Source organism: Pseudomonas sp. EMN2 (genome assembly GCF_009650555.1).
GTDB classification, from domain to species: Bacteria; Pseudomonadota; Gammaproteobacteria; order Pseudomonadales; family Pseudomonadaceae; genus Aquipseudomonas; species Aquipseudomonas sichuanensis.
Genome location: NZ_VZZR01000022.1, coordinates 65,396 through 90,189 on the forward strand (window position 1 = coordinate 65,396; position 24,794 = coordinate 90,189).

The 24,794-nt window shown below is 65.0% G+C and carries 21 protein-coding genes and 1 pseudogene; 17 read left to right on the forward strand and 5 right to left on the reverse strand.

The annotated features are described in order from the left end of the window. Window positions 1-37 precede the first annotated feature (37 nt). Entirely contained in the window at window positions 38-1,573 is a 1,536-nt protein-coding gene (locus tag F6X61_RS08090; protein WP_153786163.1) for an HDOD domain-containing protein, read from the reverse strand. 130 nt (window positions 1,574-1,703) lie between these two features. Between F6X61_RS08090 and motA the strand changes: the two genes are divergently transcribed. Both motA and motB read left to right on the forward strand, forming a co-directional pair. Continuing rightward, a complete protein-coding gene (gene motA / locus F6X61_RS08095) occupies window positions 1,704-2,555 on the forward strand; it encodes a flagellar motor stator protein MotA (protein WP_110996144.1) in 852 nt (283 codons plus the stop codon). Between the two features lie 3 nt (window positions 2,556-2,558). Further along, window positions 2,559-3,569 carry a flagellar motor protein MotB gene (gene motB / locus F6X61_RS08100; RefSeq protein WP_153786164.1) on the forward strand — a complete coding sequence of 337 codons (1,011 nt, stop codon included), beginning with the start codon at window positions 2,559-2,561 and terminating at the stop codon, window positions 3,567-3,569. Window positions 3,570-3,746: 177 nt separating this feature from the next. Here motB and rsgA read toward each other — a convergent pair whose 3' ends face one another. After that, on the reverse strand, window positions 3,747-4,778 hold the full coding sequence (rsgA, locus tag F6X61_RS08105; protein ID WP_153786165.1) for a small ribosomal subunit biogenesis GTPase RsgA: 1,032 nt from the start codon (window positions 4,776-4,778) through the stop codon (window positions 3,747-3,749). 108 nt (window positions 4,779-4,886) lie between these two features. Here rsgA and orn point away from each other — a divergent pair, with 108 nt between their 5' ends. Both orn and F6X61_RS08115 read left to right on the forward strand, forming a co-directional pair. Further along, window positions 4,887-5,429, forward strand: a complete 543-nt coding sequence (orn, locus tag F6X61_RS08110; protein ID WP_153786166.1) for an oligoribonuclease — start codon at window positions 4,887-4,889, stop codon at window positions 5,427-5,429. A gap of 92 nt (window positions 5,430-5,521) precedes the next feature. Next, window positions 5,522-6,133, forward strand: a complete 612-nt coding sequence (locus F6X61_RS08115; RefSeq protein WP_110996140.1) for a trimeric intracellular cation channel family protein — start codon at window positions 5,522-5,524, stop codon at window positions 6,131-6,133. A 151-nt stretch (window positions 6,134-6,284) separates the two neighbouring features. Here F6X61_RS08115 and queG read toward each other — a convergent pair whose 3' ends face one another. Further along, a complete protein-coding gene (gene queG, locus F6X61_RS08120) occupies window positions 6,285-7,349 on the reverse strand; it encodes a tRNA epoxyqueuosine(34) reductase QueG (RefSeq protein ID WP_153786167.1) in 1,065 nt (354 codons plus the stop codon). A gap of 65 nt (window positions 7,350-7,414) precedes the next feature. On the opposite strand from queG, the gene F6X61_RS08125 reads away from it, so the two are divergent. The 13 genes and pseudogenes from F6X61_RS08125 to F6X61_RS27535 all read left to right on the forward strand — a co-directional run bounded on the left by F6X61_RS08125 (window position 7,415) and on the right by F6X61_RS27535 (window position 21,927). Then, complete coding sequence (locus tag F6X61_RS08125; RefSeq protein WP_153786168.1) at window positions 7,415-8,275, forward strand: NAD(P)H-hydrate dehydratase; 861 nt, start codon at window positions 7,415-7,417, stop codon at window positions 8,273-8,275. After that, window positions 8,272-8,736 carry a tRNA (adenosine(37)-N6)-threonylcarbamoyltransferase complex ATPase subunit type 1 TsaE gene (gene tsaE / locus F6X61_RS08130; RefSeq protein ID WP_371923667.1) on the forward strand — a complete coding sequence of 155 codons (465 nt, stop codon included), beginning with the start codon at window positions 8,272-8,274 and terminating at the stop codon, window positions 8,734-8,736. The genes F6X61_RS08125 and tsaE overlap by 4 nt, the downstream gene beginning before the upstream one ends. 12 nt (window positions 8,737-8,748) lie before the next feature. After that, window positions 8,749-10,182, forward strand: a complete 1,434-nt coding sequence (locus F6X61_RS08135; RefSeq protein WP_153786169.1) for an N-acetylmuramoyl-L-alanine amidase — start codon at window positions 8,749-8,751, stop codon at window positions 10,180-10,182. Next, on the forward strand, window positions 10,179-12,080 hold the full coding sequence (gene mutL / locus F6X61_RS08140) for a DNA mismatch repair endonuclease MutL (RefSeq protein ID WP_153786170.1): 1,902 nt from the start codon (window positions 10,179-10,181) through the stop codon (window positions 12,078-12,080). Before F6X61_RS08135 ends, mutL begins: the two co-directional genes overlap by 4 nt. Window position 12,081: 1 nt before the next feature. Further along, window positions 12,082-13,053, forward strand: coding sequence for a tRNA (adenosine(37)-N6)-dimethylallyltransferase MiaA (miaA, locus tag F6X61_RS08145; RefSeq protein ID WP_153786171.1), 972 nt, complete (start codon window positions 12,082-12,084; stop codon window positions 13,051-13,053). A gap of 93 nt (window positions 13,054-13,146) precedes the next feature. After that, window positions 13,147-13,407 (forward strand): RNA chaperone Hfq, encoded by a 261-nt coding sequence (hfq, locus tag F6X61_RS08150; RefSeq protein WP_110996133.1) that lies wholly within the window; start codon window positions 13,147-13,149, stop codon window positions 13,405-13,407. Between the two features lie 18 nt (window positions 13,408-13,425). Further along, complete coding sequence (hflX, locus tag F6X61_RS08155; protein WP_153786172.1) at window positions 13,426-14,727, forward strand: ribosome rescue GTPase HflX; 1,302 nt, start codon at window positions 13,426-13,428, stop codon at window positions 14,725-14,727. Window positions 14,728-14,823: 96 nt separating this feature from the next. Then, the gene (gene hflK, locus F6X61_RS08160) at window positions 14,824-16,008 is read left to right on the forward strand and encodes an FtsH protease activity modulator HflK (RefSeq protein WP_153786173.1); all 1,185 of its coding nucleotides are present in this window, start codon (window positions 14,824-14,826) and stop codon (window positions 16,006-16,008) included. Further along, a complete protein-coding gene (gene hflC, locus F6X61_RS08165; protein WP_110996130.1) occupies window positions 16,008-16,877 on the forward strand; it encodes a protease modulator HflC in 870 nt (289 codons plus the stop codon). Before hflK ends, hflC begins: the two co-directional genes overlap by 1 nt. A 280-nt stretch (window positions 16,878-17,157) precedes the next feature. Continuing rightward, window positions 17,158-18,345, forward strand: coding sequence for an ATP phosphoribosyltransferase regulatory subunit (locus F6X61_RS08170; protein ID WP_153786174.1), 1,188 nt, complete (start codon window positions 17,158-17,160; stop codon window positions 18,343-18,345). Window positions 18,346-18,401: 56 nt separating this feature from the next. Then, on the forward strand, window positions 18,402-19,694 hold the full coding sequence (locus F6X61_RS08175) for an adenylosuccinate synthase (RefSeq protein WP_003249542.1): 1,293 nt from the start codon (window positions 18,402-18,404) through the stop codon (window positions 19,692-19,694). Window positions 19,695-20,808: 1,114 nt separating this feature from the next. After that, window positions 20,809-21,021, forward strand: a pseudogene (locus F6X61_RS27530) (methyl-accepting chemotaxis protein); the annotation flags it as partial. Window positions 21,022-21,222: 201 nt separating this feature from the next. Next, the gene (locus F6X61_RS27535; RefSeq protein ID WP_371923669.1) at window positions 21,223-21,927 is read left to right on the forward strand and encodes a methyl-accepting chemotaxis protein; all 705 of its coding nucleotides are present in this window, start codon (window positions 21,223-21,225) and stop codon (window positions 21,925-21,927) included. 157 nt (window positions 21,928-22,084) lie between these two features. On the opposite strand, the gene F6X61_RS08185 is transcribed toward F6X61_RS27535, so the two are convergent. After that, entirely contained in the window at window positions 22,085-23,650 is a 1,566-nt protein-coding gene (locus tag F6X61_RS08185) for an iron ABC transporter permease (protein ID WP_110996127.1), read from the reverse strand. After that, window positions 23,650-24,663 (reverse strand): extracellular solute-binding protein, encoded by a 1,014-nt coding sequence (locus tag F6X61_RS08190; RefSeq protein WP_153786176.1) that lies wholly within the window; start codon window positions 24,661-24,663, stop codon window positions 23,650-23,652. Before F6X61_RS08190 ends, F6X61_RS08185 begins: the two co-directional genes overlap by 1 nt. Between the last annotated feature and the right edge of the window lie 131 nt (window positions 24,664-24,794).

The following is a 24,794-nucleotide window of genomic DNA, read 5'->3' on the forward strand; positions in this document are numbered from 1 at the left end:
CTCCAGGGTGGAAAGAGCAGCGATTGTAGCGCAAGGCTCAGGCGTTGCGGTTGGCAAACACGGCCAGGGCGCGCTCGATGCATTGCGCGGTCTTGCCGAAGGCTTGCACGCTGACATCGGCCAGCGGCTTGCCGCCCTGGTCGACCACCGCCAGCATCAGCACCTGCTCGCCGACGGCCAGCGAGCGCAGCAGCAGGTGCTCGCTGCGGAAGAACGCCCGCAACGGGGCCGGCAGCAGTGCGGCGAACTGGGCATGGTTGTCGGGCGTCAGGCGCAGTTGCCCGGCTTTGCTCATCAGCTTTTGCAGCAGTTTGTTCTGCGCGATTGCCAGTGCCATGGCGTCGGCTTCCTTGGGCAGGCCGGCGGTCTGCTGCACGCGCAGGTAGTCGCTGGCCTTGTCCAGGCTCAGCAGCATGATGCGCTGCATGCCGCACGCCAGCAGCGCTTCGCGCGCTTGCGTGGCCAGGTGGACGGTGTTGGAGAACGGGCTTGGCTGGGCCAGCAGTTCCTGGCACAGCGTGCGCCAGTGCGCCAGCGCGTCGGCGCTGGGCGGCGGCGGGGTGAGCATGTCCGGGTGCGGGCGGCGCTGGTGCCAGGGCCAGATCAGCGCTTCGGCTGGGTGGAACAGGGCGTGGCGCGCATGGTGGCGGGCGCTGGCCGCGGCCTGTTGGTGGACCTGCTGCTGCACATCTTCCAGCGAAGTTTGCAGGTACAGCGCGGTCAGCAGTTGCCAGCGCAGCAGGTGCGGATTGTCCCAGCCGACCTGGGCCGCCAGCGCCAGGCCATTGGCGAGCAGGACGGTATTGGGCGGCTGGTTGAACCAGCGGCGCAGGGCCGGCTCCTCGTCCAGGCGTTGCTGTTGTGCCAGGGGCTCGGGTTCGCGGGCGATGGCCAGTACCTGGGCCAGCAGCTCGCGCTCGTCGATCAGCAGGCGATAGCCCTGGGTGACCCAGCCAGGCAGGCGCCAGTGCTCGGCCACGGCTTGGCACAGCGCCATGATGCGCACGCCGAACAGCTCATGTTCGACCAGGGCTGCGTCCTCGCCCTTGTGGATAACTCGCAGTTCCCAGGTGTCCAGCAGTTTCGGGTAGGCCAGGGCCAGCGGCCACAGCGGCGAGAGAAACAGCAGGCTGCCCCAGTGGATGTCCTGCCACAGCCGCGCCAGGCGGCTGGCGAACAGGCCGTTGGCTTGTTGCGCGGCATGCTGGCTGATCAGCATGAACTGGCGCAGTACCGGCGGGATGTCGTCGCCGGGCAGGGTGGGCAGGCGCGCCAGCAGCTGGCTGGTGCGTTCAAGGCCCAGGCGATTGAGGGCGACTTCCAGGCTTTCGGCAGGCTCGGCCTGGCTGGGGCTGGCCGGGTGGTTGGCCTCGCGCATCACGCACAGCACCAGGGCGGGGCTGTCCTGCAGCAGTTCGGCGATCTCGCGCAGCGAGCGGCGGCTGTCGCCGATGGCCTTGACCACCTGGTCGTGGCTCTCTTTCGGCACCGGCAGGCGCACCCCATCGAGCAGCTTTACCCAGGCCTCTAGCGTCGCTGGAACCTTACTTGGCACCTTGGTTTCAATTGGCATTTTGACATCAGTCCGAACTGGCTTTTCGCGATGAGTGGCTATAGTCTGGCGCAGTTGTGCCGATAAGTAGAAGAAGAGTTTTAAAGCTCCCGTCCCCGACCCTGACCACGACAGCAAGTGCTTTGAACCTATGGCTAAAATTATCGGCATCATCGTCGTATTCGCGAGCGTGCTCGGCGGCTACGTGCTTTCCCACGGCAAGATCGCGGCGCTGATTCAGCCGTTCGAAGTGCTGATCATCGGCGGCGCCGCGTTCGGTGCGTTCCTTCAGGCCAACCCTGGCTACATGACCATGCACGTGGTCAAGAAGTCGCTGAAGATGTTCGGCAGCCGTTTCACCCATACTTTCTACCTGGAAGTACTGGGCCTGGTATACGAGATCCTCAACAAGAGTCGCCGCGAAGGCATGATGGCCATCGAAGGTGACATCGAAGACGCCGCCGCCAGCCCGATCTTCGCCAAGTACCCCGCGGTACTGGGTGATGAACGCATGACCGCCTATATCTGCGACTACCTGCGCATCATGTCCACCGGCAACATGGCCCCCCACGAGCTCGAAGGCCTGTTCGACATGGAACTGCTGAGCATGAAGGAAGAGCTGGAGCACCCGTCCCACGCGGTGAACGGCATCGCCGACGGCATGCCCGGCTTCGGTATCGTCGCGGCGGTACTGGGTATCGTGGTGACCATGGCGTCGCTGGGTGAAGGCGACCAGGCGTCGATCGGCCTGCACGTAGGTGCGGCGCTGGTCGGTACCTTCTTCGGTATTCTGGCGGCCTACGGCTTCTTCGGCCCGTTGGCCAAGTGCCTGGAGCACGATGCCAAGGAAGAGCTCAACCTGTACGAGTCGATCAAGGCTTCGCTGGTCGCGTCCGCCTCGGGCATGCCGCCTTCGCTGGCTGTCGAGTTCGGGCGCAAGGTGCTGTACCCCAAGCACCGTCCAAGCTTCGCCGAGCTGGAACAAGCGGTCCGCGGTCGTTAAGCCATGGAAAACAATCAGCCCATCATCATCAAGCGCGTAAAGCGCTTCGGTGGAGGCCACCATGGCGGCGCCTGGAAGATCGCCTTCGCCGACTTCGCCACGGCGATGATGGCGTTCTTCCTCGTGCTGTGGCTGCTTTCCACCGCCACGCCCGAGCAGAAGATCGCCATTGCCGGCTACTTCAAGGACCCGATCGGCTTCTCCGAAAGCGGCACGCCCTACATCATCGACCTGGGTGGCTCGCCACAGCTGGCCCCCGAGAAGACCATCAACCCCGAGACCAAGTCCGAGCCGACGCCTGATACCAGCATCCAGCTGGACAAGGACAAGGTCGAGACCATGGCCGAGCAGGTCGAGCGCGAGCGCCTGGAGCTGCTGCTGCAGGAGCTGCAGAACAAGGTCGAGGAAAACCCGCAGCTGCAGAAGTTCAAGGACCAGATCCTGTTCGAGATCACCCAGGACGGCCTGCGCATCCAGATCATGGACGCCGAGAACCGGCCGATGTTCGACATTGGCAGTGCGCGGTTGCAGCCGTACTTCGAAGATATCCTGCTGGCCATGGCCGACACCATCAAGGCGGTGCCGAACAAGATCAGCGTCAGTGGCCACACCGATGCCAAGCCGTACTCCGGCACCGGCGACTACGGCAACTGGGAGCTGTCGGCCAACCGTGCCAACGCCGCGCGTCGTGCGCTGGTCGCGGGTGGTTACCCGGATGATCAGGTGGCGCGGGTGGTGGGGTATGCGTCGTCGTCGCTGTTCGACCGCAAGAACCCGTTCAACCCGGTCAACCGCCGTATCGACATCATCGTCCTGACCAAGAAGGCCCAGCGCACCATCGAGGGTGAGCAGGGTGCACCCGAGGCCCAGCCGCAAGCGACGCCGCCAGCCCCGGCTGCGCCAGGTGCCGCGGCTCCGGCGCCGCAGGAGCCGATGCAGCCCCGTGAACTGCGTCAGAAGCTGAACATCTTCGAGGATGGTGTGTTGAAGATGGATGAGCAGAAGAACCAGTAAGCCGGGTGCTTCAAAACAAAACGCCCGTGATTGCGCATGCAGTCACGGGCGTTTTGGTTTGTGGAGAACTGCCGTGGGAGCGGGCTTGCCCCGCGATACCGGCGCAGCCGGTGCCATCTATCGCGGGGCAAGCCCGCTCCCACGGTATTTTTATGCAAGACCGCATCGGCAATGCGGTCAGTAGCTGTCTTGCGGCAGGCTGGCGATGATCGAGCGGTAGCTGTTCATCCGCTGCTGCGTCACGCTGCCCTCGTCCAGTGCCTTGAGCAACGCACAGCCCGGTTCGCGGTCGTGTTTGCAGTCGCGGAAGCGGCAATGGCCGAACAGCTCGCGGAATTCGATGAAGCCATCTTCCACGTCGTCACGGCTGACATGGCCCAGGCCGAATTCACGGATACCCGGGGAGTCGATCAGGTCGCCGCCGTTGGGGAAGTGATAGAGCCGCGCGGTGGTGGTGGTGTGGGTGCCCTGGCCAGACCATTCGGACAGGTCGCCGACGCGGGTGCCGGCGTCAGGCAGCAGGCTGTTGACCAGCGACGACTTGCCCACGCCCGACTGGCCGACGAACACACTGATATGGCCATCCAGCGTCTGCTGCAGGCGCTGCATGCCATCGCCCTGGTGGGCCGACACTTCCAGCAACGGGTAGCCGAGCCCGCGATACACCTCGAGCATGGCGTTGAGCGTCGGGGCGTTCTCGTCGTTGATCAGGTCGGCCTTGTTGAGCAGCAGCAGTGGGCGGATGCCAGCATGCTCGGCAGCCACCAGGTAACGGTCGATCAGGTTGGGGTGCGGCTCCGGCGCTGGCGCGAAGACGATGACGATCAGGTCGACGTTGGCCGCCACCGGCTTGAGCTGGCCATGATTGTTCGGCCGGCACAGCTCGGTGCTGCGCGGCATCTGGGCGACGATCACGCCGATGCCCTGGTTGCCGGCGCGCCATACCACGCGATCGCCGGTGACCAGCGCCGGCAGGTTGGCCCGCAGGTGGCAGCGGAACACCTGGCCGGCGGCATCGCCGTCCTGGGCCTCGACCTCGACCTGCACACCGAAGTGGGCGATCACCAGGCCCAACTGCTCCGGCCCCAGGTCGCCACCTTCGAGCTCTTGCAGTACATGCTGCTCGCGTTTGGCGGCGCGGGCGGCGCGTTCACCCTGGATCTTTTCGATGCGCCAGTTCTGGCGGCGGTTGAGCTGGCGTTTGGCCATGAAGGTTCCGTATCGGCGGGGCAGTGAGAAAACCGCGGCAGTTTAGCATGGCCCGCCCACGCACCGCCTTGCTGGGCTAATATGACGGCCTATTCGAGGAGCACTTTCATGCAGAACCCACAGAACCTGATCTGGATCGACCTGGAAATGACCGGCCTGGACCCGGATAGCGACGTCATCATCGAGATGGCCACCATCGTCACCGACAGCGAGCTGAACACCCTGGCCGAAGGCCCGGTGATCGCCATTCATCACAGCGATGAAGTGCTGGCGCGCATGGATGAGTGGAACACCCGCACCCACGGCGGCTCGGGCCTGACCCAGCGCGTGCGCGAGAGCACGATCAGCATGGCTGAGGCCGAGGCGCAGACCATCGCCTTCCTGGAGCAGTGGGTGCCCAAGGGCAAGTCGCCGATCTGCGGCAACAGCATCTGCCAGGACCGCCGCTTCCTGTACCGGCACATGCGCGGGCTGGAAAACTACTTCCACTACCGCAACCTCGATGTCTCCACGCTCAAGGAGCTGGCCGCGCGCTGGGCGCCGGACGTGCGTGACAGCTTCAAGAAGGGCAGCACCCACCTTGCCCTGGACGACATTCGCGAGTCGATCGCCGAGCTGCGTCACTACCGCGAGCACTTCATCAAGGTCTGAGCCTGCCGCGCGCCGACAATCGTCGGTGCGCCCTCTTTTGGTGCCTCGCGCGACTGGGTAGACTGCGCGCCTTTCCCGCACGGACCTGCACCATGTTGTTGATGCTCTACCTCATCGCCATCACCGCCGAAGCCATGACTGGCGCCCTGTCTGCCGGCCGACGCGGCATGGACTGGTTCGGTGTGGTGCTGATTGCCTGCGTCACCGCCCTGGGTGGCGGTTCGGTGCGTGACGTGCTGCTCGGGCACTATCCGCTGACCTGGGTAAAACACCCGGAATACCTGGTGCTGACCAGCTTTGCCGCGCTGGTGACCATCTTCATCGCACCCTTGATGCGCCATCTGCGTTCGTTGTTCCTGGTGCTCGATGCCCTGGGCCTGGTGGCGTTCACCCTGATCGGCTGCATGACTGCACTGGAGATGGGGCAGGGCTTCCTGGTTGCCTCGATCAGCGGGGTGATCACCGGGGTGTTCGGCGGCATCCTGCGGGACATCTTCTGCAACGACATCCCGTTGGTATTCCGGCGCGAGCTGTACGCCAGCGTATCGTTCGCGGCCGCGTGGTTCTACCTAGGCTGCGTGTACTTCAAGGTGCCGGCTGAGCAGGCGATGCTGCTGACCCTGTTCGGCGGGTTCCTGGTGCGCTTGCTGGCGATTCGTTTCCACTGGGAAATGCCCAAGTTCCACTACAACGACCAGCAGTGACGGGTTGCGGTCTCTGTAACAGCAGTGCGTGGGAGCGGGCTTGCCCCGCGATTGGATGCACCGGCTTAGTCGAGATCGCGGGGCAAGTCGCATCGGCGCACCGCCGCTCCCACGTTGTGCGGTCGCGCACGCCGAAGGGTTGGAAGATTTCCTACAGGACTCCGTGCCGCCCCAGCGCCCATTCCACATGCTCGCGCACCAGCGCCGACGGGTCATTGCGCCGCGCTTTCAGCGCCTCTACAACCGGGATCGTGGTGGGCGCGTTGCCCAGCCCCACCGCCAGGTTGCGCGAAAACCGCTCATACCCCGCACGCCGCAACGGCGAGCCTTCGGTGCTGCCGAGAAAGCGCTTTTCATCCCACAGGAACAGCTCGGCCAACTCAACGTTGTCCAGGCCGCGCCGCGGCATGAAGTCATCCTCGGTGGTGGTCTTGGCGAAGCGATTCCATGGGCAGACCAGCTGGCAGTCGTCGCAGCCAAACACACGGTTGCCGATCAGCGGGCGCAGCTCCACGGGAATGGCGTGGCGCAGTTCGATGGTCAGGTAGGAAATGCAGCGCCGTGCATCGAGCTGGTAAGGGCCGACGAAGGCCTGGGTCGGGCAGATGTCCAGGCAGGCCTGGCAGCGGCCGCAGTGGTCGCTGCCCTGCACGCCGTCGATCGGCAACGGCAGGTCGACGAACAGCTCGGCGAGGAAGAAGTAGCTGCCGGCCTTGCGGTTTAGCAGCAAGGTGTTCTTGCCGATCCAGCCCAGGCCGGCCTCCTGCGCCAGGGCTTTCTCCAGCACCGGGGCGCTGTCGACGAAAGCGCGATAGCCGAACGGGCCGATGGCCTCCTGGATGCGGTCGGCGAAGTGCTGCACGCGCTTGCGCACCAGCTTGTGGTAGTCGCGGCCCAGCGCGTAGCGCGCGATATAGGCTTTTTCCGGCTGGGCCAGGCGCTGGGCCATCTGCGTGTCGCCCGGCAGGTAGTCCATGCGCAGCGAGATCACCCGCAGGGTGCCGGGGATCAGCTCGGCGGGGCGCGAACGCTTGGTGCCGTGCTCGCCCATGTATTCCATCTCGCCCTGGTAGCCGGCCGCGAGCCAGCGCTGCAGGTGCTGTTCGTGCTCGCCAAGGTCCACCCCGGCGATGCCGACGTGGGCAAAACCGAGTTCCTGGCCCCAATCCTTGACCGATTGGGCCAATGCGTTGATGTCTGGAAGCGTGGCGGGCATGGATGGGCAAGGCATTACGGGTGTAGGTGCGTATAATTCTGCCAGACATCGGAGCCTTTGACCCCATGCCTCAGACCAAACACCCCGGTAATACCCCACAACCGCTCAATCGGCTGACCCTGGCCGGCCTGCCACCGCGTGCTGCCGGCGCCCACAAGGGTGACTTCGGCCACGTGCTGGTGGTCGGTGGCGACCTGGGGACCGGCGGGGCGGTGATGCTCAGTGCGCAAGCCGCGCTGCGTTGTGGCGCCGGGCTGGTCAGTGTGGCCACGCGCCCGGAACATGTCGGCGCCGGCTTGGCCCGTTTGCCCGAGACCATGTGGCTGGGCGTGAGCTCGGCCAATCAGCTGATGGGGCCGCTGGAGCGCGCCTCGGTGCTGGTGGTCGGGCCAGGGCTGGGCCAGGCGGCCTGGGGGCGCAGCCTGTTGTCGGCGGTGGCCAACGCGCACCTGCCGCAAGTCTGGGATGCCGATGCGCTCAACCTGCTGGCGCGATCGCCGCTGGCGCTGCCCAGCGGCAGCGTGCTGACCCCGCACCCGGGGGAGGCGGCGCGCCTGCTGGGGATCTCCACCGAAGCGGTGCAGGCCGACCGGCCCGGTGCCGCGCGCAAGCTGGCGCGCAAATATGCCAGCGTCTGTGTGCTCAAGGGCGCCGGTACGCTGGTGGCTGACCCAGCCGGGCGGCTGGCGCTGTGCGATCACGGCCATCCGGCCATGGCCGGCGCGGGGCTGGGGGATGTGCTCACCGGGGTGCTGGCAGCGCTGCTGGCCCAAGGGCTGGACGCCTGGCAGGCAGCCTGCCTGGGGGTGTGGCTGCATGCCCGTGCCGGCGAGCGGCTGGGGGTTGAGGGAAGAGGCCTGGCGGCCAGCGATCTGGTTGCGGTCATTAGAGAATTGTTGGAGGAACATTCAGCGTGTCTGGCATAACCCTGTTTTTGGCCGATGAAGAGGCCACCGTCGACTTCGGCGCGAAGCTGGCCGAAGTGACCGGCGGTCATGGCGTGATCTTTCTCGAGGGCGACCTGGGCGCCGGCAAGACCACCCTGTCCCGCGGCCTGATCCGTGGCCTGGGCCACACCGGCCCGGTCAAGAGCCCGACCTTCACCGTGGTCGAACCCTACGAGATCGGCGACATTCGCGCTTTTCACTTCGACCTGTATCGCCTGGTCGATCCGGAAGAGCTTGAATTCATGGGGATTCGCGATTACTTCGAGGGCGACGCCCTGTGCCTGTTCGAGTGGCCCGATAAAGGTGCGGGCGTTTTGCCAAAGCCCGACCTGACCATTACCATAAGCCCGCAAGCGGGCGGGCGCTCGCTGAACCTGTCGCCGCAGGGGGCACGCGGCGAAGCCTGGTGTGCCGATCTGGCCAAGAAAATCAAACAGTAAGTGGGGAAAGGTATGCGCATACGCGCACTGGTCGCTGTCGTTGGGCTGCTGCTGACAACGGTGACCGTTGACGCTCTGGCGGCTGTCACTCAAGTCAAGAGCGTGCGCCTGTGGCGTGCGCCGGACAACACGCGGCTGGTCTTCGACCTGTCCGGGCCTGTACAGCACAGCGTCTTCACCCTGACCGCGCCGGATCGCCTGGTCATCGATATCAACGGTGCCACCCTGGGTGGGCCGCTGAACGTGGCCACCTCGAACACGCCGATCAATAGCATGCGTTCGGCCCAGCGCACGCCCACCGACCTGCGCGTGGTGATCGACCTTAAAAAGGCCGTATCGCCCAAGAGCTTCACCCTGGCGCCGAATGCCCAGTATGGCAACCGCCTGGTGGTCGACCTGTACGACCAGGAAGCCGACGCCATCGCCGCCAGCAACCCGACGCCGCCTCCTGCGGTGCAGCCGCCTGCGACCACGCCGGCGGTGCCGGTGACCCCGGTGCAACCGGCGATCAAGCTGCCACCGGCACCGGCCGGCAAGCGCGACATCGTGGTTGCCATCGACGCCGGCCACGGTGGCGAAGACCCGGGTGCCTCGGGCTCGCGCGGGCAGCACGAGAAAGACATCGTGCTCGACATCGCCAAGGAACTGCAGCGTCAGATCAACAGCGAGAAGGGTTACCGCGCTGAGCTGACCCGTACCGGCGACTACTTCATCCCATTGCGCAAGCGCACCGAGATCGCTCGCAAGAAGGGCGCTGACCTGTTCGTATCGATCCACGCCGACGCCGCGCCGTCGAAGGCCGCCTTCGGTGCCTCGGTATTCGCCCTGTCCGACCGTGGCGCTACCTCCGAGACCGCACGCTGGCTGGCCGACACGGAAAACCGTTCCGACCTGATCGGCGGCGCCGGCAACGTCAGCCTCGACGACAAGGACCGCATGCTCGCCGGGGTACTGCTCGACCTGTCGATGACCGCCACCCTCAGCTCCAGCCTCAACGTCGGGCAAAAGGTGCTGGGCAACATGGGGCGCGTGACACCGTTGCACAAGCAGCGCGTCGAGCAGGCCGGGTTCATGGTGCTGAAGTCGCCGGACATTCCATCGATCCTCGTTGAAACCGGGTTCATCTCCAATGCCAACGAGGCGGCCAAGCTGGCCACGCGCAGCCATCAGCAGGCGCTGGCCCGTTCGATCCATACCGGCGTGCGCCAGTTCTTCCAGCAGAACCCGCCACCGGGCACCTACATCGCCTGGCTGCGTGACAGCGGCAAGATTGCTCAGGGCCCGCGCGATCACACCGTGCGCCCCGGCGAGACCCTGGCGATGATCGCCGTGCGCTACCAGGTCAGCGTTGCCAGCCTGCGCAGCAGCAACAGCCTGAAGACCGATGAGCTGAAAGTCGGCCAGCACCTCGACATTCCGGGCACCACCCTGGCGTCGCAGCAATGAATGGCGGTTCGCGCATCCAGCTGCTTAGCCCGCGGCTGGCCAACCAGATCGCCGCGGGCGAGGTCGTCGAACGCCCGGCCTCGGTGGCCAAGGAGTTGCTGGAGAACAGCCTCGACTCCGGCGCCCGGCGCATCGAGGTCGAGGTCGAGCAGGGCGGCGTGAAGCTGCTGCGGGTACGCGACAACGGCAGCGGCATTGCCCCGGACGACCTGCCGCTGGCCCTGGCGCGCCACGCCACCAGCAAGATCCGTGAACTGGAAGACCTCGAAGGTGTGCTCAGCCTGGGCTTTCGCGGTGAGGCCCTGGCCTCGATCAGCTCGGTGGCCCGCCTGACCTTGACTTCACGCACCGCCGACGCTGGCGAAGCCTGGCAGGTGGAGACCGAAGGCCGCGACATGCTCCCGCGCGTGCAGCCTGCCGCGCACCCGGTCGGTACCTCGGTGGAGGTGCGTGACCTGTTCTTCAATACCCCGGCCCGACGCAAGTTCCTCAAGGCCGAGAAAACCGAATTCGATCACCTGCAGGAAGTCATCCGGCGCCTGGCGCTGGCGCGCTTCGACGTGGGCTTCAACCTGCGCCATAACGGCAAGACCATCTTCAGCCTGCACGAGGCTGGCGACGAAATGGCCCGGGCGCGGCGTGTGGGTACTATCTGCGGCCCGGGCTTCCTCGAGCAGGCCTTGCCGATCGATGTCGAGCGCAACGGCCTGCGCTTGTGGGGCTGGGTGGGCCTGCCGACGTTCTCGCGCAGCCAGGCAGACCTGCAGTACTTCTTCGTCAATGGCCGCGCGGTGCGCGACAAGCTGGTCGCCCACGCGGTGCGCCAGGCTTATCGCGACGTGCTGTTCAACGGCCGGCACCCGACCTTTGTGCTGTTCCTTGAACTCGACCCGACCGGTGTCGACGTCAACGTGCACCCGACCAAGCACGAAGTGCGCTTCCGCGAAGGGCGGATGGTCCACGATTTCCTCTATGGCACCCTGCACCGGGCCTTGGCTGATGTGCGGCCTGAGGACCAGCTCGCGGCCCCTGCGGCAACCGCCGAACTGATTCGCCCGAGCGGCCAGCAGGCCGGGGAATTTGGCCCCCAGGGCGAAATGCGCCTGGCTTCGCCGGTGCTGGAGCAGCCCCAGGGCGAGGCGCGTCAGCTGTTCTCCTCGGGCGGCGCGGGTGCGGGCTATCAGTATCAATACACCCCGCGCCCGTCCCAGCCGCTCGCTGTTGGTGAGGCCCAGGCGGTCTACCGCGAGTTCTATGCGCCGCTGGACAACGCCACGGCTGCGCCGGGCGCGTTGCCGGACAGCCAGGGTGATATCCCGCCGCTGGGCTATGCCCTGGCCCAGCTCAAAGGCATCTACATCCTGGCCGAGAACGCCATCGGCCTGGTGTTGGTGGACATGCATGCCGCCCATGAGCGGATCATGTACGAGCGCCTCAAGGTGGCCATGGCCAGCGAAGGTCTGAGCGGCCAGCCGCTGCTGGTGCCCGAATCGCTGGCGCTGAGCCAGCGCGAGGCCGACTGCGCCGAAGAGCACGCCCAGTGGTTCCAGCGCCTGGGCTTCGAGCTGCAGCGCCTGGGCCCGGAAACCCTGGCGATCCGGCAGATCCCGGCGCTGCTCAAGCAGGCCGAGGCCAACCGCCTGGTGCAGGACGTACTCGCCGACCTGATGGAGTACGGCAGCAGCGACCGCATCCAGGCGCACCTGAACGAGTTGCTCGGGACCATGGCCTGCCACGGTGCGGTGCGCGCCAACCGGCGCCTGGCGATCCCGGAAATGAACGCCCTGTTGCGCGACATGGAAAACACCGAGCGCAGCGGCCAGTGCAACCATGGCCGGCCGACCTGGACCCAGATGGGCCTGGACGACCTGGACAAGCTGTTCCTGCGGGGGCGATGAGATGAGCATGAAACCCCCGGCGATATTCCTCATGGGCCCGACGGCGGCCGGCAAGACCGACCTGGCCATCGAGCTGACCAAGGTGCTGCCGTGCGAGCTGATCAGTGTCGATTCGGCGCTGGTCTATCGCGGCATGGATATTGGTACCGCCAAACCTTCCAAAGAGGTGCTGGCCGCCCATCCCCACCGGCTGATCGATATCCTCGACCCGGCCGAGAGCTATTCGGCAAAGCAGTTCTGCACCGATGCGCTCGAGGCCATGGCCGAGATCACCGCGCGCGGCAAGATCCCGCTGCTGGTCGGCGGCACCATGCTTTATTACAAGGCGTTGGTCGACGGCCTGGCCGACATGCCGCCGGCCGATGCAAGTGTTCGCGCCGAGCTTGAGGCCCAGGCCGGCGAGCTGGGCCTGGCAGAGTTGCATCGCCAGCTGGCCGAGGTGGACCCCGAGTCGGCGGCGCGTATCCATCCGAATGACCCGCAGCGCCTGATTCGTGCGCTTGAGGTGTATCGGGTGAGCGGCGAAAGCATGACCGCCCACCGCCAGCGTCAATTCGCGCAAAGTAGCGGCGCAGACGCAGGCGCGAGCGGGCATTTGCCCTATACTGTCGCCAGCCTGGCCATAGCGCCTACAGATCGTCACATTTTGCATGAGCGAATTGCGTTACGATTTTCGCAGATGCTGGAACAGGGCTTCGTCGACGAGGTCCGATCGCTGCGAGCCAGAAGTGACTTGCACGCCGGGCTGCCGTCTATACGGGCAGTGGGGTATCGGCAGGTCTGGGATTACCTGGACGGCCAGCTAACTGAGAATGAGATGCGTGAACGCGGTATCATTGCCACGCGTCAGTTGGCCAAGCGCCAATTCACCTGGTTGCGCGGTTGGTCCGACGTGCACTGGCTGGATAGCCTGGCCTGCGACAATCTGTCCCGCACCTTGAAATACCTTGGGGCCGTCTCCATATTGAGCTGAGTCCCTGCTTATTGCCGTCTATTCTTGCGAGAGGCGGCAGCAATTACTGAATTTTCTAGTTTTTTACTATTGATCCTTACAGGAGTGCGGCATATGTCAAAAGGGCATTCGCTACAAGACCCTTACTTGAACACCTTGAGAAAAGAAAAGGTCCCGGTTTCGATCTATCTGGTCAACGGGATCAAGTTGCAGGGCCAGATTGAATCGTTCGACCAGTTCGTCGTGCTGCTGAAGAACACCGTCAGCCAGATGGTCTACAAGCACGCGATCTCGACCGTCGTACCTGCCCGCCCAGTTCGTCTGCCTAGCCCGACCGATGGCGAGCACGGCGACAGCGAGCAAGGCAACGCTTGAAAACAGTAGGAGCCTGCATTGTTCTTTGAGCGCCACGGTGGTGGTGAGCGAGCGCTGCTCGTTCACTTGGAAGGTCAGAACCCTGAGGCGCGCGAAGATCCGCAGGAGTTTCAGGAGCTGGCGCTGTCGGCCGGAGCCGAGATCGTTACACTGGCGACAGTGTCACGGCATCAGCCCACCGCCAAGTTTCTGATCGGTAGCGGCAAGGTCGAGGAGTTGCGCGACCTGGTCAAAACCGAAGAAGTTGACCTGGTGATTTTCAATCACACCCTCACGCCCAGCCAGGAACGTAACCTCGAACGTGTTTTCGAGTGTCGCGTGCTGGACCGTACCGGGCTGATTCTCGATATCTTCGCCCAACGGGCGCGTACTCACGAAGGCAAGCTGCAGGTCGAACTGGCCCAGCTCGAGCACATGAGCACGCGGCTGGTACGCGGCTGGACCCACCTCGAGCGGCAAAAGGGCGGTATCGGCCTGCGCGGCCCGGGTGAAACTCAGCTGGAAACCGACCGCCGTCTGTTGCGGGTGCGCCTGCGCCAGATCAAGGGCCGCCTCGAGAAGGTACGCAGCCAGCGCGAGCAGGCCCGTCGCGGGCGCAAGCGTGCCGACATCCCGTCCGTGTCGCTGGTGGGTTACACCAACGCCGGCAAGTCGACCCTGTTCAACGCCCTCACGCAGTCCGAGGTCTATGCCGCGGACCAGCTGTTCGCCACCCTCGACCCTACGCTGCGCCGCCTCGAGCTGGCCGACCTCGGGCCGATCGTGCTGGCCGACACCGTGGGTTTCATCCGCCACTTGCCGCACAAGCTGGTCGAGGCATTTCGGGCTACGCTCGAAGAGTCGAGCAACTCCGACCTGCTGTTGCATGTGATCGATGCCCATGAGCCCGAGCGCATGGAGCAGATCGAGCAGGTGTTGGCGGTGCTGGGCGAGATTGGCGCTGAAGGCTTGCCGATCCTCGAGGTGTATAACAAACTCGACCTGCTCGAAGATGTCGAGCCGCAGATCCAGCGCGATGCCGACGGCAAGCCGCAGCGGGTCTGGGTATCGGCACGGGATGGACGAGGCCTGGAGCTGGTTGGCCAGGCAGTTGCCGAATTGCTGGGGGAAGATCTTTATGTCGGAACCCTGTGCCTGGAGCAGCGTTTTGCCCGCTTGCGCGCGCAATTCTTCGCGCTGGGTGCCGTGCAGAGTGAAGAGCATGATGAAGAAGGGCGCAGCCTGCTGAGCGTGCGACTGCCCAGGGTCGAGTTGAATCGCCTGGTCAGCCGCGAAGGCATGGAGCCGCAAGTGTTTGTCGAGCAACACACTTTGCAATAAATGCTCGTCGAGGTCGCCGGGCAGCAGTGACAGGCATTCTGTAGCATTGGACGGCGCGCCGTGGGCGCGTCTTTGCTTTATCAGATGGAGAGCGCTATGGCTTGGAACGAGCCGGGTGGCAACTCGAACAATCAGGATCCCTGGGGCGGTCGTCGCGGTGGCGGTGGCGGCGGTGGCGACAAGAAAGGCCCACCGGATCTGGACGAGGCCTTCCGCAAGCTGCAGGACAGCCTGAACGGCATGTTCGGCAGTGGCAAGAAGCGCGGTGGCAACAGCGACCGCAATATCGGCAAAGGTGGCGGCCTGGGCCTGCTGGGCGTAGGCCTGGCGGTGCTGGCGGCGATCTGGCTGTACAACGCCGTGTACGTGGTGGACGAGCAGGAGCAGGCAGTCGTGCTGCGCTTCGGCAAGTACTACGAAACCGTCGGTCCTGGCCTGAATATCTATTTCCCGCCGATCGACCGCAAGTACATGGAAAACGTGACCCGCGAGCGGGCGTACACCAAGCAGGGCCAGATGCTCACCGAAGACGAGAACATCGTCGAAGTGCCGCTGACCGTGCAGTACCGCATCAGCAACCTGCAGGACTTCGTGCTCAACGTCGACCAGCCGGAAGTCAGCCTGCAGCATGCGACCGACAGCGCCCTGCGCCACGTGGTGGGTTCCACCTCGATGGACCAGGTGCTGACCGAAGGCCGTGAGCAGATGGCCGTGGACATTCGCGAACGTCTGCAGCGTTTCCTCGACACCTACCGTACCGGTATCACCGTGACCCAGGTCAACGTGCAGAGCGCGGCAGCCCCGCGTGAAGTGCAGGAAGCCTTCGACGACGTGATCCGTGCCCGTGAAGACGAGCAGCGTGCCCGCAACCAGGCCGAATCCTACGCCAACGGCGTGGTGCCGGAAGCCCGTGGTCAGGCGCAGCGCATCATCGAGGACGCCAATGGCTACCGCGATGAAGTCATCGCCCGCGCCAAGGGTGAGGCCGATCGCTTCACCAAGCTGGTTGCCGAGTACCGCAAGGCACCAGAGGTTACCCGCCAGCGTCTGTACCTCGAGACCATGCAGGAGGTTTACAGCAACTCCAGCAAAGTCCTGGTGGCAACCAAGGACGGGCAGAACAACCTGCTCTACCTGCCGCTGGACAAGATGGTCGAAAGCGGTCGCAGCAACACTGCAGTCCCAGCCAGCAGCGTAACGCCGTCGGTCAATGACGCCGCCGCACGTGCCGCCCAGGACCTGCAACAACAACCGCCGCTGCGTTCCAGGGAGAGCCGCTGATGAGCAATAAATCGCTGTTCGCCCTGATTGGCGCCGTGGTGCTGGCGATCGTCGCCTGGAACTGCTTCTACATCGTTTCGCAAACCGAGCGCGCGGTATTGCTGCAGTTCGGTCGCGTGGTCAAGGCCGATGTCCAGCCTGGCCTGCATGTGAAGGTGCCGTACGTGAATCAGGTGCGCAAGTTCGACGCCCGCCTGATGACCCTCGATGCCCCGACCCAGCGTTTCCTGACGCTGGAGAAGAAAGCAGTGATGGTCGACGCCTACGCCAAGTGGCGCGTCAAGGACGCCGAGCGCTTCTACACCGCTACCTCGGGTATGAAGCAGATCGCCGACGAGCGCCTGTCGCGTCGTCTGGAAAGCGGCCTGCGTGACCAGTTCGGTAAGCGCACCCTGCACGAAGTGGTGTCGGGTGAGCGTGACGCACTGATGGCTGACATCACCGCCTCGCTGAACCGCATGGCCAGCAAGGAATTGGGTATCGAAGTGGTCGACGTTCGCGTCAAGGCCATCGACCTGCCCAAGGAAGTCAACCGCAGCGTGTTCGACCGCATGAGCACCGAGCGTGAGCGTGAAGCCCGCGAGCACCGCGCCAAGGGTAACGAGCTGGCCGAAGGCATCCGTGCCGACGCCGACCGTCAGCGCCGCGTGCTGCTGGCCGAAGCTTATCGTGAAGCGGAAGAGACCCGCGGTGATGGCGACGCCCAGTCGGCTGCCATCTACGCCAAGGCCTACACCCAGGACGCCGATTTCTACGCGTTCTACCGTAGCCTGCAGGCGTACCGCGAGAGCTTCTCCAGCAAGAGCGACGTGTTGGTCCTGGACCCGAAGAACGAGTTCTTCCGCTTCCTGGACAAGAGCAAGCCCTGAGGTTGCTCTCATGATGGGCGCACCCCGCCCGGCAGCTAAAATGCCTGGCGGGGTGCATCCTGAATGAAAAGGGGTGTATGATGCGGCAGCCGGGAAATTCCCGGCTTTTTTGCGTCTGTAAGGTTGGTTGGCCGATGACAGGCCCCGGCGCAAGGTATTCAAGGGTGTTGGTAACGGTGGCTGCGCTGGGTTCGGTCCTGCCCGCTGCTGTCCGCCAGGGCCCGTTTCACTCAAGGCTAACCCGCAGGGTGGCCGCCCGGACCAAAGGGGAAATGGCGTAATGGCAACGGTAGACCGCTGGCTTTTGCCAGATGGCATCGAGGAAGTACTGCCACCTGAGGCTGCGCGCATTGAGATCGCGCGTCGGCAGGTGTTGGACCTGTTCCAGAGCTGGGGTTACGAGCTGGTGGTCACCCCCCATATCGAATACCTGGAGTCGCTGCTGACCGGTGCCGGTGCGGACCTGGACGAGCGCACCTTCAAGGTTGTCGATCCGCAGTCCGGGCGCCTGATGGGCTTCCGTGCCGACTTCACCCCGCAGGTGGCGCGTATCGATGCCCACACCCTGCGTCGCGAAGGCCCGAGCCGTCTGTGCTATGCCGGCAGCGTGCTGCACGCCCAGCCACGCGCGCTGTCCACCTCGCGCAGCCCGATCCAGTTGGGTGCCGAGCTGTACGGCGACGCCAGCCCCACCAGCGATGTCGAAGTCATCAGCCTGATGCTCGCCACGCTGCAGCTGACCGACGTGGCGGATGTGCACATGGACCTCGGCCATGTCGGCATCTACCGTGGCCTGGCCCGCGCCGCCAACCTGTCGGGCGATGTCGAGCAGCAGCTGTTCGACGCCCTGCAGCGTAAGGCAGTCGACGAAGTTCAGGCGCTGACCGCCAACCTGCCGCAGGACCTTGGCAACATGCTGCGCGCCCTGTGCGAGCTGTGTGGTGGTCGCGAAGTGCTGGCCGAAGCCCGCGTGCGCCTGGGCCGAGCCCCGGCCAGCGTGCTGGCAGCGCTGGACGACCTGCTGGCGATCGCTGATCGCCTGGCCTCGCGCTACCCGGAGCTGCCGCTGTACTTCGACCTCGGCGAGCTGCGCGGCTACCACTACCACACCGGCGTGGTGTTCGCCGTGTTCGTGCCGGGCGAGGGTCAATCGATCGCCCAGGGCGGGCGTTACGACGACATCGGCGCCGACTTCGGCCGGGCACGCCCGGCCACCGGTTTCTCCACGGATTTGAAGACCCTGGTCACACTGGGGCGAGCGGAGGTCGTACTCCCGGCTGGCGGCATCTGGATGCCCGACAGCGGTGATGCGGCCCTCTGGCAGCAAGTCTGCCAGTTGCGCAACGAGGGCCAGCGTGTGGTCCAGGCTCTGCCTGGCCAGCCGCTGAGTGCTGCCCTTGAGGCGGATTGTGATCGGCAATTGATTCAGCAAGACGGGCGCTGGCAGGTTCTGCCGCTGACCCATTGAGATTCTTCGCCGGCGATGGGCCGGCAACCAAGTTTGCGTGAATGAGGACAAGTGTTATGGGTAAGAATGTCGTCGTCCTGGGCACCCAGTGGGGTGATGAGGGCAAAGGCAAGATCGTCGATCTGCTGACCGAACATGCTGCCGCCGTCGTGCGCTACCAAGGTGGCCACAACGCGGGTCACACCCTGGTGATCAACGGTGAGAAGACCGTTCTGCACCTGATTCCGTCGGGCATCCTGCGTGAAGGCGTACAGTGCCTGATCGGCAACGGCGTGGTCGTTGCCCCGGATGCGCTGATGCGCGAAATCACCAAGCTGGAAGAGAAGGGCGTACCGGTGCGCGAGCGTCTGCGCATCAGCCCGGCTGCCCCGCTGATCCTGTCGTACCACGTGGCCCTCGACCAGGCCCGTGAAAAAGCCCGTGGCGAAGCCAAGATCGGCACCACCGGCCGCGGCATCGGCCCAGCCTACGAAGACAAGGTCGCACGCCGCGGCCTGCGTGTGGGCGACCTGTTCCACCGCGAGCGTTTCGCCGCCAAGCTCGGTGAGCTGCTGGACTACCACAACTTCCAGCTGGTGAATTACTACAAAGAGCCGGCCATCGACTTCCAGCAGACCCTGGACGAGTGCATGGCCTACGCCGAGCAGCTCAAGCCGATGATGCTCGACGTTACCGCCGAGCTGCACAACCTGCGCCGCGCTGGCAAGGACATCATGTTCGAAGGCGCCCAGGGCTCGCTGCTGGACATCGACCACGGTACCTACCCGTACGTCACCAGCTCCAACACCACTGCTGGCGGCATCTCCACCGGTTCCGGCGTTGGCCCGATGTACCTGGACTACATCCTCGGCATCACCAAGGCCTACACCACCCGTGTCGGTTCCGGTCCGTTCCCGACCGAACTGTTCGACGAAACCGGCGCCACCCTGGCCAAGCGTGGCCACGAGTTCGGTTCCACCACCGGCCGTGCCCGTCGTTGCGGCTGGTTCGATGCGGTCATCCTGCGTCGCGCCATCGACGTCAACAGCATCTCGGGCATCTGCCTGACCAAGCTGGACGTACTGGACGGCCTGGAAACCATCAACATCTGCGTGGGCTACAAGAACGAGAACGGTGCCGTCATCGACGCGCCTTCCGATGCCGACAGCTACATCGGCCTGGAGCCGGTGTACGAAGAGATGCCAGGCTGGAGCGAGTCGACCCTGGGCGTCAAAACCCTGGAAGAGCTGCCACAGGCCGCGCGCGATTACATCAAGCGCATCGAGGAGCTGGTCGGCGCGCCGATCGACATCATCTCGACTGGCCCGGACCGCAACGAGACCATCGTGCTGCGTCATCCGTTTGCCTGATTAGCCTTTCCGGCTGATCGAACGCCGCGTTCCCGCAAGGGTTCGCGGCGTTTTCATTTGTATCGCCAAATTGGGCGTCGCCCCATCGCCGGCAAGCCGGCTCCCACAGGCTCTGGCACAAGCTCTGTGTGGGAGCTGGCTTGCCAGCGATAGTGCCAATTCAGGCTACATTGCAGAAACGCCTCACAGCGCTCTTCAAATTGGCGTTTATACCTCCTGCCTCAGGCACAACCCTTGCTGTAAGAAGTTTCCGTAGATGCCATCAAAGTAATGGCGCCAGAAACACGAGGGTTACAACGTGTCTGCCATCCTTTCACTGTTACGAAGCCGCCTGTTGCGGCCTGTGTTTGTTGCGCTTGGTATCGCTCTTCTGGTGCAGGTGCTGGTCGCCGTTGCACTGACACGGAGCACGGTCACGGCCCTGGAGGCCGATTTGGGCGCGCGCCTGGGGCATGACAGCCAGAAACTGGCCGCGGAACTGGAACAGGCCGGCCAGGATGTGCGCGCCGGGCTCGACAGCCTCTCTGCCAGTACCCGCCAGCGCCTGAGCGCCGGCCTTTCCGAGCGGCTGCAGAGCGAGCAGCAACAACTGCGCGCGACCCTGGAAAAGAACCTCAAGGACTCGGCCAACGACATGGCCGAACTCTTGGCATCGGTTGCTCCGCGCGCCATCTGGGATAACGACGTGCCGATGTTGTCGGACTTCGCCCGCCGTGCCCAGCGCAACCCCAACGTACTGTTCGTGATCTATGACGACGCCCAGGGCCAGCACCTGACCCGCTACCTCAACCGGCAAAACCCGATCAACCAGGCACTGATGGACAAGGGCCAGGGCGAGCGGGCACTGGAGAAGGTGCTGGATGCGGCGCGCAAGGACCCGTCGGTGTACTTCGTCGAAGCGTCCATCAGCCCCAATGGCGCCGAGATCGGCAAGGTGCTGATGGGTGTTTCCACGGCGGGCGTCGATCAGGAGCTCAAGGCGCTCGACCAGCGTTTTGCCGCGTTGATCGGCAGCGGTGAGCAGTTGGTCGGCGACAGCCTGGTGGCCGCCGCCGCCGACAGCGGCAAGGCCCTGCGCGCCCGCCTGGAAACCGCCCAGAACAGCGCCACGGCGATGCAGGCCAATACCGCGCAGACCGTGCGTGACGCCGCAGGCGAGTTGCGCTGGCGTATCGGCCTGGGCCTGGTGCTGGTCGGGCTGGGGGTACTGCTGGTGGTCGCCGTGGTGCTCGGGCGTCGGGTGCTCAGCAAGCTGCGCCTGCTGATTGCCGCGCTCAACGACCTGGCCGCGGGGGAGGGCGACCTCACCAAGCGGGTGACCCTCGACAGCCGCGACGAGATCGGCGACATGGCTTCGGCGGTCAACCGCTTCGTCGACAAGTTGCAACCCATCGTGCGTGAGGCCGGTGAGGTGGCCCAGCGTACCGGGGTGGAGATCGGCAGCATGGCCCAGCGCAATGCCGGGGCCGACGCTGCGGCGGCGCTGCAGCGCGATGAAGTGGCCGCCAGCCTGCGCGACCTGTCGAGCATGGCCGACGAGGCCCAGGCCGAAAGCCATGCCATGCAGGCCGCCTTGCAGCAGGTGGTGGATATCCGCCAGGCCACCGATGAGAACAGCCGTGCGTCTACGCAACTGGCGCGGCTGATCGAGAACCTGGCCGGCGAAGTGGAGACCGGCTCCCAGGTGATCGAGCGGCTGGCCAAGCAAAGCGAGCAGATCGAAGTGGTGCTGACGGTCATCCATGGCATTGCCGAGCAGACCAACCTGCTGGCGCTCAATGCCGCCATCGAGGCAGCACGGGCGGGCGAGACCGGCCGTGGCTTCGCCGTGGTGGCTGACGAGGTGCGGGCGCTGGCGAGCAAGACGCAGAGTTCGACCGGCGATATCCAGTCGCACATAACCGCCTTGCAGCAGGGTGCCAAGGAGGCGGTCGCCACCATCAGCCAGGCCGGGCGCCAGGCCAGCGAAGGCTTGCTGGTGCTGCGCGACAACGAGCGGCGTCAGCAGTCGGTGCAGGCGGCGGTGGAGCAGGTGCATGCGGCGATCGGCCTGGCTACCCGTGCGGCGGAACAGCAGGCCAATGGCGCGCAGGCGGTGCGTGGGCGGGTGGAGAACATCCATGCCCAGGCCGAGCGCTCGGCCGAGGTGGTGATGCAGACCACGGCCAGCAGCAAGGTGCTGGATGACCTGGCGGCGCAGTTGCGCGCAAGCCTGGGCCAGTTCAGGGCCTGAAAAGCATCGCGGGGCAAGCCCGCTCCCACGCGACCGACAAACGGCGGCGTGGGAGAGGGCTTGCCCCGCGATAGGGCCTTATGCCTTGTTCAGATACATCCGCATATTCAGCAGATACACCGGCTCCGTGGGAGCGGGCTTGCCCCGCGATAGGGCCTCAAGCCTTGTTCAGATACATCCGCGTAGTCAGCAGATACACCGGCAACCCCGACACCACGATCAACAGCGCCGCATAAGGCGCCGCCGCCGCAAACTCGACGTTGGCGGTATGCGCCCACACCTCGGTTGCCAGTGTGGTCATCCCGGTCGGGCTGAGCAGCAAGGTTGCGGTCAGCTCCTTCATCGCATCCAGGAACACCAGCGCAAACGCCGCCGCCATGGCCGGGAAGATGATCGGCAGGGTCACCCGGCAGAACGCCGCGAAGCTGCTTGCACCCAGCGTGCGCGCCGCCTCTTCCAGCGTCGGCGAAGCCTTGTTCAGCGCCGTGCGCACCGGCGATTGGGCCAGTGGCAGGAACAGCAGGGCATAGGCCAGGATCAGCAGGGCAGTGGTCTGGTACAGCGCCGGCACGTAGTGCAGGGCGAAGAACACCAGGGTCAGTGCGATCACCAGGCCCGGCAGGGCGTGCAGCAGGTACGGCAGGCGTTCGGCCCAGATCGCCAGGCGACCCTTGTAGCGCACCACCAGGAAGCTGATCGGCAATGCCAGCAGCACGCAGAATCCTGCGCCGCCCAGCGACACTGACAACGAGGTGGCCAGTGCCTTGCCGATGGCCGCCACTGGGAAGGCCGCCGACGAGCCGACACTCAGCCAGTAGCCGAGCATGGCCAGTGGAATGCCGCTGCCCAGCACCGCAAGCGCCAGGCACAGCAGTTGCCCCAGTGGCATCCAGCCACGCAGGTTGACCGGTTGGGCGCGGCGTGCCACGCCCTGGCCGATCCGCACATGGCGGGCCTTGCCGCGCACCCGCAGCTCCAGCCAGAGCATCACCAGGCACAGCGCCAGCAGCACTGCCGAAAGCATGGCGGCGTTGGCGTTGCTGAATTCCAGTTCGAACTGCTGGTAGATCGCCGTGGTGAAGGTCTGCAGGCCAAGAATCGACAGGGCGCCGAACTCCACCAGCATGTGCAGGGCGATCAGCAAGGCGCCGCCCAGCATCGACGGCCAGAGCAGTGGCAGAGTGATCTTGCGGAACACGCCCCAGCGGCTGCAGCCCAGGGTGCGCGCCGATTCTTCCAGCGCGGTGTCGAGGTTGCGCAGGGTGGCGGCCACCGGCAGGAACACCAGCGGGTATTTGGACAGCGCCATCACCAGGATCGCCCCGCCCAGCCCTTCGAAGTCCGAACTCAGCGACACCCAGGTGAAGCTGCTGACGAACGACGGCACGGCGAACGGCAGGCACAGCACCACGCCCCACAGGCGCCGGCCCGGCAGGTCGCTGCGCTCCAGCAGCCAGGCCAGGGCCACGCCCACCACCAGGCATAGCGCGGTGACGCCGGCCATCAGCAGCAGGGTGTTGCGCAGCAGGCCCCAGACGAACGGGCGCCAGAGCAGGCGCAGGGCCTCGTGCGCGCCGGCTTCCCAGGCCTTGAGCCCGACATACAGCAGCGGCAGCAGGCTCATCGCCACCAGGAACAGCACCGGCAGCAGCACCCAGACAGACGGGCGCTTGCGCTTGGGGACGAAGCGGGAGAGGGCGGGCGAGGGCAGGGCGGCGGTCATCAGAGCAGACCAACCTCACGCTCGAGTTCGATGGCTTCCTCGGCATTGCCCAGGTCGGCCGGCGAGATCTTCGGCGGGCGCAGTTCCTCGAATGGCTTCAGGCCACGGTCCGAGACCATGCCCTTGTGCAGCGGGTATTCGGCGGTGGTCTGGGTGATCACACGCTGGCCTTCTTCGCTGGCCATCCAGTTCAGCAGGGCCTGGGCTTCTTTCGGGTGCTTGCTGGCTTTCACCGCGGCAGCGCCGGAGATGGTCACCAGGTTGCCGGCGTCGCCATCGGCCAGGTAGTAGAGCTTGGAGTCGAGCTTGCCGCGCTCGCGCTCCAGGGCGTACCAGTAGTAGTTGTTCACCAGCACGGCGGCGACTTCGCCTTTTTCCACGGCCTTCAGGGCAACCATGTTGTTGGTGTAGGTCTTGCCGAACGCTTTCAAGCCGGTCAGCCATTCCTCGGTGGCTTCGCGCCCGTGCATCTTGAGGATGGCCACGGCCTGTTCCTGGAATGCGCCGCTGGTGGGTACGTAACCAACCCGGCCTTCCCATTCAGGGTCGGCGAAGTCCATCACGGTGGTGGGCAGGTCTTTCTCGTCGACCTTCTTCGGGTTGTACACCACCACGCGGGTGCGGGCAGTGACGCCCATCCAGGTGCCATTGGCGCCCACGTATTCCTTGGGCAGCATGTTCAGGGTGGCGTCGTCGATCTTCGCCAGCAGGCCCAGTTCGCCCAGGTTGTTCAGCGGTGGCGACTCTTCGGTATAGATGATGTCAGCGGGCGAGCGGTCGCCTTCCTCGATGATCTGGCTGGCCAGCTGGTTGCTGCTGCCTTTGCGGATATTGATGTGGATGCCGGTCTTGGCCTCGTAGGCCTTGGCAATGGCCTCGCCGATTTCCTTGTGCTGACCGTTGTACATGGTCAGGCTGGCCGGGGCGTCTGCCAGGGCGGCCGGAGCGCCGATCACCAGGCTCAGCACTGCAGCGGCCAGGGTGCGCATCAGCGGTTGCGGGCGGATCGTCATGCGGGTACTTCCTCGCTTACGGCTACATATTTGGAAACAATGGTAAACGAAATCGTTTCTCAAATGGGCGCATGACGGGAAATTCATGGGTGTTCGTCGTGATTCCTGCTGTGTCTTTCAGATCGAGCGCC

Excerpts from the sequence above, each read along its gene's own strand:
- F6X61_RS08090 (WP_153786163.1), bottom strand. The coding sequence starts at position 1,573 with ATGCCAATTGAAACCAAGGTGCCAAGTAAGGTTCCAGCGACGCTAGAG.
- motA (WP_110996144.1), top strand. The coding sequence starts at position 1,704 with ATGGCTAAAATTATCGGCATCATCGTCGTATTCGCGAGCGTGCTCGGC.
- motB (WP_153786164.1), top strand. The coding sequence starts at position 2,559 with ATGGAAAACAATCAGCCCATCATCATCAAGCGCGTAAAGCGCTTCGGT.
- rsgA (WP_153786165.1), bottom strand. The coding sequence starts at position 4,778 with ATGGCCAAACGCCAGCTCAACCGCCGCCAGAACTGGCGCATCGAAAAG.
- orn (WP_153786166.1), top strand. The coding sequence starts at position 4,887 with ATGCAGAACCCACAGAACCTGATCTGGATCGACCTGGAAATGACCGGC.
- F6X61_RS08115 (WP_110996140.1), top strand. The coding sequence starts at position 5,522 with ATGTTGTTGATGCTCTACCTCATCGCCATCACCGCCGAAGCCATGACT.
- queG (WP_153786167.1), bottom strand. The coding sequence starts at position 7,349 with ATGCCCGCCACGCTTCCAGACATCAACGCATTGGCCCAATCGGTCAAG.
- F6X61_RS08125 (WP_153786168.1), top strand. The coding sequence starts at position 7,415 with ATGCCTCAGACCAAACACCCCGGTAATACCCCACAACCGCTCAATCGG.
- F6X61_RS08135 (WP_153786169.1), top strand. The coding sequence starts at position 8,749 with ATGCGCATACGCGCACTGGTCGCTGTCGTTGGGCTGCTGCTGACAACG.
- mutL (WP_153786170.1), top strand. The coding sequence starts at position 10,179 with ATGAATGGCGGTTCGCGCATCCAGCTGCTTAGCCCGCGGCTGGCCAAC.
- miaA (WP_153786171.1), top strand. The coding sequence starts at position 12,082 with ATGAGCATGAAACCCCCGGCGATATTCCTCATGGGCCCGACGGCGGCC.
- hfq (WP_110996133.1), top strand. The coding sequence starts at position 13,147 with ATGTCAAAAGGGCATTCGCTACAAGACCCTTACTTGAACACCTTGAGA.
- hflK (WP_153786173.1), top strand. The coding sequence starts at position 14,824 with ATGGCTTGGAACGAGCCGGGTGGCAACTCGAACAATCAGGATCCCTGG.
- hflC (WP_110996130.1), top strand. The coding sequence starts at position 16,008 with ATGAGCAATAAATCGCTGTTCGCCCTGATTGGCGCCGTGGTGCTGGCG.
- F6X61_RS08170 (WP_153786174.1), top strand. The coding sequence starts at position 17,158 with ATGGCAACGGTAGACCGCTGGCTTTTGCCAGATGGCATCGAGGAAGTA.
- F6X61_RS08175 (WP_003249542.1), top strand. The coding sequence starts at position 18,402 with ATGGGTAAGAATGTCGTCGTCCTGGGCACCCAGTGGGGTGATGAGGGC.
- F6X61_RS27535 (WP_371923669.1), top strand. The coding sequence starts at position 21,223 with ATGGCCGACGAGGCCCAGGCCGAAAGCCATGCCATGCAGGCCGCCTTG.
- F6X61_RS08185 (WP_110996127.1), bottom strand. The coding sequence starts at position 23,650 with ATGACCGCCGCCCTGCCCTCGCCCGCCCTCTCCCGCTTCGTCCCCAAG.
- F6X61_RS08190 (WP_153786176.1), bottom strand. The coding sequence starts at position 24,663 with ATGACGATCCGCCCGCAACCGCTGATGCGCACCCTGGCCGCTGCAGTG.